The organism is Corynebacterium sp. HMSC11E11 (genome assembly GCF_001807025.1).
Taxonomy (GTDB): domain Bacteria; phylum Actinomycetota; class Actinomycetes; order Mycobacteriales; family Mycobacteriaceae; genus Corynebacterium; species Corynebacterium freneyi.
The window spans coordinates 1-7514 of sequence record NZ_KV787137.1 but is presented as its reverse complement, the minus strand read 5'-3'; the positions used below and the strand labels follow the sequence as shown (position 1 = coordinate 7514).

The 7514-nt window shown below is 58.8% G+C and carries 6 protein-coding genes; 3 read left to right on the top strand and 3 right to left on the bottom strand.

Features of this window, described 5'->3' with window-relative positions:
- Positions 1-44: 44 nt before the first annotated feature.
- A complete protein-coding gene (locus tag HMPREF3121_RS05640) occupies positions 45-1286 on the bottom strand; it encodes an MFS transporter (RefSeq protein WP_070520812.1) in 1242 nt (413 codons plus the stop codon).
- Positions 1287-1371: 85 nt separating this feature from the next.
- Here HMPREF3121_RS05640 and HMPREF3121_RS05635 point away from each other — a divergent pair, with 85 nt between their 5' ends.
- The 3 genes from HMPREF3121_RS05635 (at position 1372) to HMPREF3121_RS12155 (ending at position 4887) form a co-directional block, all read left to right on the top strand.
- Positions 1372-2568 carry a dipeptidase gene (locus HMPREF3121_RS05635; protein ID WP_246816083.1) on the top strand — a complete coding sequence of 399 codons (1197 nt, stop codon included), beginning with the start codon at positions 1372-1374 and terminating at the stop codon, positions 2566-2568.
- A 437-nt stretch (positions 2569-3005) separates the two neighbouring features.
- On the top strand, positions 3006-3797 hold the full coding sequence (locus HMPREF3121_RS12160; protein ID WP_141742994.1) for an FRG domain-containing protein: 792 nt from the start codon (positions 3006-3008) through the stop codon (positions 3795-3797).
- A 10-nt stretch (positions 3798-3807) separates the two neighbouring features.
- On the top strand, positions 3808-4887 hold the full coding sequence (locus tag HMPREF3121_RS12155) for a DUF262 domain-containing protein (RefSeq protein WP_083291314.1): 1080 nt from the start codon (positions 3808-3810) through the stop codon (positions 4885-4887).
- Between the two features lie 32 nt (positions 4888-4919).
- Here HMPREF3121_RS12155 and HMPREF3121_RS12150 read toward each other — a convergent pair whose 3' ends face one another.
- Both HMPREF3121_RS12150 and HMPREF3121_RS12395 read right to left on the bottom strand, forming a co-directional pair.
- Positions 4920-6062 carry a DNA cytosine methyltransferase gene (locus HMPREF3121_RS12150; protein WP_083291313.1) on the bottom strand — a complete coding sequence of 381 codons (1143 nt, stop codon included), beginning with the start codon at positions 6060-6062 and terminating at the stop codon, positions 4920-4922.
- A gap of 156 nt (positions 6063-6218) precedes the next feature.
- Positions 6219-7064, bottom strand: a complete 846-nt coding sequence (locus HMPREF3121_RS12395) for an Eco29kI family restriction endonuclease (protein ID WP_168161372.1) — start codon at positions 7062-7064, stop codon at positions 6219-6221.
- Positions 7065-7514 lie beyond the last annotated feature (450 nt).

Sequence of the window (7514 nt, the reverse complement as noted above, 5' to 3'; positions counted from 1 at the left end):
GCACCTCACGCCCTCCAGCGCACACTCGTCGAAGTCCGCCGCCCCTACTCCCCTGCCGGTTTGGCGGAGGTGGGCACGCGCCCGAGCGTCTCGCGCCCGCCAAGCCAGACCAGCAGCGCGATGCCGGTGATGATCCCGCATGCGACGAATCCCGCGCGGTAGCCGGCGAGGTCGACGATGAGTCCGACGACCAGCGGCCCGGAGATCGCGCCGAGGTCCTGGGCCATCTGGTAATTCGCCAGGACCTTGCCGCCCTGTCGGTCGGAGCCGATGACGTCGGCAAGCACCGCCTGCTGCACGGGGTTGATCATGCCTGCGCCGAAGCCGGCCGCCGCCGACACGGCGAGCAGGGTGACGTCGCCGTGCATGAAGCCGATGAGCCCGGTGAACAGGCCGTTGACGGCGAGCCCGGCGAAGATGAGGGGCCTCCGCCCGATGCGGTCGGACAGCGAGCCGGAGAACTGCAGGGCGATGACGTTGCCGACGGCGAAGGCGGTCAGCGCGAGGCCCGCCACCGCCGCGCCGTGGACGAAGGTGGCGGCGGCGTAAAGGGGGACGATGGCGACGCGGACGCCGAAGTTGGACCAGCCGTTTGCGAAGCCGGACACCAGGGCGGCGCGATAGGCGGAGTCGCGCCAGGCGTCGCGGAAGCGCATGACGGGGGTGGTGCGCACGGGCACCTTCTGCCGCAGCGCCTCGGGGTTGAGCCGCACGGCCACGATGAGCGTAGCCACGACCAGGGCGAATCCGTAGATGTAGAAGGGCGTGCGCATGCCCCAGGGGGCCATGGCGGCGCCGAGCAGGGGGCCGAACACGTTGCCGAGGAGGAACGCCGATCCGTAGGCCGACGAGCATTTGCCGCGGATGTTCGGTGGCGCCATGCGCACGATCAGGCCCATCGCCGAGACGGTGAACATCGTCGAGCCGATGCCGCCGAGTGCGCGGAACGCCAGCAGGGACCAGTAGTCCCAGGCGGTGGCGACGAGCAGGGTGGACACGGCGACGATGGTCAGGCCGGCGAGGTAGGTGCGGCGGTACCCGGCTTTGTCGACGAGCCGTCCGGAGGTCGGCGCGAAGATGAGCCGGAAGATGGAAAACGAGCTGACCACGAAGCTGGCGGCGAAGACGGAGACGTCGAAGCTGCGGGCGTATTGGGGCAGGATGGGGGCGATGAGGCCGAAGCCGAGGGCGATGATGAACGCCGCGCTGACCAGTACCCAGATTTCGTGCGGGATCGGGGTTGTCGTTCGGCGCGTGGCAGCGGCGCGGCCACGGTTTTGTTGCATGTGTCCACCATAGACCCGGGGTCAATTCGGCTGGTTTTTGCTTGACGACGTCTATGTCGTCGAGGTTCGGCCGCGTCGGTCCCCCGTGGCGGGCGCGCTTTCCCCAAAGAAGCGGCGTGGCCTGAAGATCGGCGGCGCGGTCGTCGTGGGGTTGGGCGTCATCGCTGCGGGGGTGTTGGCGGTGGGGCCGGGGATCGTCGAAAAGCAGAGGAACCCCGTGGCGGAGGTGGCGCTGAAGGAACCGTCGCCGCAGGCCCTGGAACTGCATGACGGTCTGCTGATCGCCGACATGCATTCGGATGCGTTGCTGTGGAAGCGGTCGATTCTGGATCGCGGCGAGCGCGGGCACGTGGATGTGCCGCGCCTGCGGGAGGGCAATGTGGCGTTGCAGGTGTTCGCATCGGTGACGCAGTCGCCGCGGGGGCAGAACCTGGACGGCAACACGGATGAGACGGACAACATCACTCCCCTGGTGGCGGCGCAGTTGCAGCCGCCGCGGACGTGGAGGTCGTTGTTCGAGCGGTCGATGTATCACGCGGAGAAGCTGGATCGTGCGGTCGAGGGCTCGGATGGGCAGCTGCAGTGGGTGCGGACGAAGGGCGAGTTGGACGCGCTGGTGGCTCAGCGCGAGGCCGGCGGGGACGTGATCGGCGCGCTGTACGCCTTGGAGGGGCTGCACAATTTGGAGGGCGACGGGTCGAACCTGCGGCGCCTGTATGACGCGGGTGCGCGGATGGCGGGGTTCACGCATTTCTTCGACAACGAGGTCGCCGGGTCGATGCATGGCGTGGATCGCGGGGGTTTGACGGATTTGGGCCGTGAGGTGTTCGCCGAGATGCAGGAGCTGGGCATGGCCGTGGATTTGGCGCATGCCAGCCCGGCTGCGATGGCGGACATGATCGAGCTTGCCGACGCCCCTCTGGTGTACTCGCATGGCGGCGTGCGGGCGACGTGCGACGTGAACCGGAATTTGACCGACGAGCAGATCCGGGGCATCGCCGATTCCGGTGGCGTGATCGGCATCGGTTATTGGGAGGACGCGGTGTGCGGCCTGGGCACCGGGCCGGTCGTCGACGCCATCGACCATGTGGTGGACGTCGCCGGCATCGACGCCGCGGCGCTGGGCTCCGACTTCGACGGGTCGGTGGAGGTGCCGTGGGACACCTCCCAGCTGGCCGTGATCACCCAGGAACTCATGGACCGCGGGTACTCCGACGAGGACATCGCGAAGATCATGGGCGGCAATACCCTCCGCGTCCTGCGGGAGGTGCTGCCGGAGTAGGGCGATGCTCCACGAGCAAAATCAACCCACCACACATACGTGAAAACTCGGTATGATTAACACCTAGAAAAACGACCCATCCAACCCAAGGGAGGGGCCATGGCCAGGATCCGCAGTCTTTCAAGGGCGCAGAGCAACGTAACTGTTCACCCAACTGAAGTCGACTGCACATATCAAACCGTCGTCGCCAAAGACGGAACTAAATACCTTCAACTTACGACGTACGGTTCCGACCAACGAAAAAGCAAACCAAAACCCAGCCAAACAATACAAATGGACCTAGTCACGGCCGAGAAACTACTTAAAATCATCGAATCCACCTTCTCAACTCGATAGTGATCAACCATAACCAAAGGGCTCAAAAACCAGCGGCACTCCCCTCGGCTAAATTCACAAATTCAGACTTGCACTAATATATCTACAGACCAAGGAAAAGCGTGAATAATACCCACCCCCCAACGAGCATGACCCAAAACGTTCCCAAAATATCATCAGTAAGTGACCTCATCGACAAACTGAAACCACAGCGGACAATATCAAAAGAACTTTGGTATAGAGGCCAGCCGAACTCGACATGGAGACTGACACCCTCCGCCTTTCGGAGCGCCCATTTCCGCAATAAAGAGAGGGAACTTATAGCACGGTTTCGTCAAGATGCAGCACCTGCTGCCGCCAACATCCGCCTCGACAAATGGGGATGGGTTGTCTACGCCCAGCACTTCGGACTCCCCACTCGCCTTCTAGACTGGAGTCAATCACCGCTAATTGGACTCTACTTCGCATGCGAAGCCCCGAAACCGGGAACACCTCCGGATGAGGACCATAGCCGCATCGACGGAAGCTTGTACGTTCTTGATCCTAAAGAACTCAACGACTGGTCAGGCCAAGGCGGCGGCGGAGATCCGAAACTCCTTGAGGAGGCCAACTCGGATCTAGATCCATATCACCCTGACGCCCAGAACAGGGACAACAAACCAAAAGCTGTGATTGCGCCACGAAATTTTGACCGAGTAAGGTTTCAAACCGGGACTTTCACAGTCTCACCACTCAATGAACAATATCTCGCGATCGACGATCTGCCCGGCGTCAGGGGGATCAGTTCTTACCTGATCCCCTCGAGCGCAAAACGCTCAATACTTGACGAACTCGAAACGCTAGGCGTATATGAAGCAACCGTATATCGAGATCTCGACCGAGTGACAGAACGCATCAAGAAGGAAATGAGTTAGGAACAATGCCATGAAAATAGAAACCCGAGCGTTACGCGAAACAACAGTTCAGTCCTACTCCTACATGCTTGAACTCATTGACGCAGATCCCGCATACCAGCGGGAAGGAGACGTTTGGAACGAAGAAACCAAAAGTCGGCTTATCGATTCAATGATCAATGGACTCGACGTTCCAAAATTTTACCTAGAAGACATCAGAAGGAAAGTCCAAGGAACACACGGGCCAATAAAGCAGTTTGCCATCCTAGACGGTAAGCAGCGCACCGAGTCTATACAGGAGTTCCTTCAAGGCACCCTCAAGCTACCCAACGACTTCATCTACTTCCAAGACGAGAGCGTCGACGCGAAGAGTTACACCCTTCCAAGACTCTGGAATGACTACCCCGAGCTTGCTCGTAGATTTCTAGATTTCGAACTCGCCATTATTTCGGTCCGAAGCGATAGCTTCGACCTTATCGAGGAGATGTTCGTCCGGTTGAATAATTCGACGGCCCTCAACGCCGCCGAAGCGCGTAACGCGATCAGAAGTTATGCCCGAGATTCTTCTATGCGACTCGCAGAGCACGATTTCTTTTCCGAGAAAACGCCGATCAAGAATGCACGCTACAAGTACCGAGAGCTTGCGACAAAATTTCTCGCATTTGAGTACCAATTCGCCGGCCCGCAACAGAAAATCAAAGATAGCAAGAAATCTACCCTGGACCAATTGTTCAAGGATTCTCGAGTCAGCGATCCGAAGATCCCCAAACAATCGATGATGGAATTTGAGGAAAAGGTCCGACTGACACTAGATCGAATGGAGAAGCTTTTTGCCGATAATGATGTTCTACTTAGGTCAATTGGAACGCTTTCGGTCTATTATCTGTACTTCCGAGACTCAGGTAATACCGCAACCAGAAATGATCTTATGCAGTTTGAATCGGCACGCAACGACGCGAGCGCCATGGAATCCACGGACCCAAGCTACAATAGCCCAAAAAACGTCCTCCTGCGCGATTACAACGGGCTCGTGCAGTCCGCAAATGACGGTTCTGCCCTTCGAGAACGAGTCCAAATTCTTTCGGACTATATTTCTGGAGGGCTGAACTGAGGCACTACGTTCACAGAACAGCACGGAGTGTCCTATTTGCTATTGCCAATCGCTTTGGCAACCGAGGCAACAACAATCCTGGCAAGCTCCACAGGGACCGCATTGCCGATCTGCCGCATTGCTTCGCTCCATGCGCCGTGCAACGCATAGTCGTCGGGGAAGGTCTGAATACGGGCCGCTTCGCGTGTCGAATAGTAGCGCACCGCCCCGCTCGGATACCGAATCATATTTTCGCCACCGGGAACTCCGTGAGCGCCAGCCTTGAGTGCCTTAGAAGGCTCATCGAGCGGTGAACCTGTATGACCAGGGTACGAACGGGCGCCAGGCTGATAAACATGGTCTAGCCATCCCGGTGTCCCACCTTCTAGAGGACGAGGAATGTCCGTCAACGCTTCTCGAACCGTCTTCCATGGAAGCCTGCCGTCGTCGAACGGCTTGCGCCTCACCTGAACGCGGTCCCGTTCAGGCACTTTCCATTTATCCCAGTAAACTCCTTCAGCCTGCGCCAGAGCGAGCGCTGCCCCACTGTGCGTCGGCGCGGGAAAATGCCAATCAACTTCGATATCGCTTCGAAAACCGACAATAAAGACCCGATGGCGGTGCTGAGGAACGCCGTAATCAGCCGCATTGACGACCGTCGTCGTCAACTCATACCGCAAATCAGCGTCGATTTCCGAATGCTTACCCTGCAAACGCCTCCAATGATGCTGCCAGTCCTCACCATCAGTGGCTCGCAGCGTGGGAAACTGGAGCCGGCGTTTCACATAATCGAAGTATTCTTTAAAGGCCTCCCGGGTCAGCCCCTTCACATTCTCAACAATAAACGCTTTCGGACGAAGTTCCGCAATCACTTCGGTCATAGCGGGAAACATGTCCCTTGGGTCATCAGCACTGCGCGCGAGCCCGCCCAGTGAAAACGGCTGACACGGCGGCCCACCTGTCACCAAGTCAATGTCAACATCACCGACGATCTCCCCCCAATTGACGTCGCGAACATCCCCCTCAATGACCTTGAGCCCCTCGACCAAACGATGCCGCGCAGCCGCGTTCTCACGCATGGTCTGACACGCCCATCGGTTCCACTCAACAGCAGCTACATGATCGACGCCAGCAAGTGACGACCCCAAGAGGAGGCCGCCACCACCAGCGAAAAGCTCAACACCGTGCAACTTCATGCAGACAGAGTATCCGAACCAACGGAACGTTCCCGAGCCACCCCCGAGCTCGTCGAACGGCCGTTCGACTCAGGTGTGCGCCGCTCCGACATGCGACAGACCGCCTTGCCGACCCGCTACTGGCCCAACTGTCTCCCCAACCCTTCAGCAATGCGCCTAGGGGCCGACATCCACACCCGTCCAGCCCGCCCCATCAAACACAGCAAGTCGACCGCCAGCAGTGCGCCAGTAGCGCCGGGCGCTCAAATACTCCCGAGACTCCCGATACAGGATCAAATATCCAGGAAGGACGGTAAGTTGCCAACCATCAGGGAAGTACTTCATCAAGAGGCCCAACCAAGCCCTAACGGTAAGCTTCTGACCGCCATCAGGAAGGTCTGATATCTTCTTGCCAGCAAGCGCTTCCTTTGCTTTCCGGTCAAACCGGAGATTGTAGGGAAGGTGCGCTTTAAGCGAATCGAGCGCGACGTAGACCTCAGAACCAGCTCCGACTCCCAGATCATCACCGGAATAGCAAATATCGAGATTCACCGGATACTGGGCATCGAAATGATCCACTCTAACAAGCGACGTGTCCCTCTGCCTTCCCGGGTCATTGTTTCCAAAACCGTTGTTGTTCCAGACCACATCACCCGTAGCTTGGTGGCGAGCAATAAGCATCTTTTCCGGAGCCGACGAATCGAAATCTTCATCAACATAAGCACACTTGAACGCCATATCGGCTAATTCAACGTTCTCCCGCCCCGACAATTTAAATCTATGCCTCGAAAGTCGCTGTGGCAGGCTTTTTGAAGCCTTCCCCACGTAAACACGGCACCAACCGTCATCAAACTTACTGTGGAGTTCATAAACGCCCGGACGAGATTCAAGCGCATCGATGTTCTCCTGCGTGAGGCGAGCAATACTCGTCTCGTCCATAGCTTCGAACAGCTGATCACCCAGCGCACGGGTGATACTCAGCTTGAATTCGCGTGCGTAAGACAAATCATTCCGATTGGACATACCTACAATCGTGCCACAACTCGACCTGAGCTGTGCACCCACCGACGCCCCGGATACGGCACCTGGTGGCGCCGGCCCCGAACCCCCAACTGACGCGCTGGCCATGACGACCTCAGCGCAGTCCTCCACGGCGACTGTGGCGCAGCCAACGTCCACGCCAACGGCACCGACCCCACGACCGGCGCCCTGCGATGCAGCTGGACCGGCGACCGTGAAGGTCACGCTTCACCAGCCCACCCGAACTCGTCAGGCCGCGACCGCGAACAGCATCAGGTCCTGCCCAAAAGCGCACAGGCGAAGGACAGCATCCGCTAGCGGACCTGGACTAGCACGATCGGGACGCAGTAGGGAGGGGCTAGCAACGAACACAACCCCAGAGCTACTAATCACTTCCCCGGCTTACGACCCGGCCCAAACCGGCTCTTCGCGTTTCGGAGTGCGTAGCTGACC

Bases quoted from the DNA above. Each gene is read 5' to 3' on its own strand.
- HMPREF3121_RS12150 (WP_083291313.1), bottom strand. From the start codon at position 6,062: ATGAAGTTGCACGGTGTTGAGCTTTTCGCTGGTGGTGGCGGCCTCCTC.
- HMPREF3121_RS12155 (WP_083291314.1), top strand. From the start codon at position 3,808: ATGAAAATAGAAACCCGAGCGTTACGCGAAACAACAGTTCAGTCCTAC.
- HMPREF3121_RS05640 (WP_070520812.1), bottom strand. From the start codon at position 1,286: ATGCAACAAAACCGTGGCCGCGCCGCTGCCACGCGCCGAACGACAACC.
- HMPREF3121_RS12395 (WP_168161372.1), bottom strand. From the start codon at position 7,064: ATGTCCAATCGGAATGATTTGTCTTACGCACGCGAATTCAAGCTGAGT.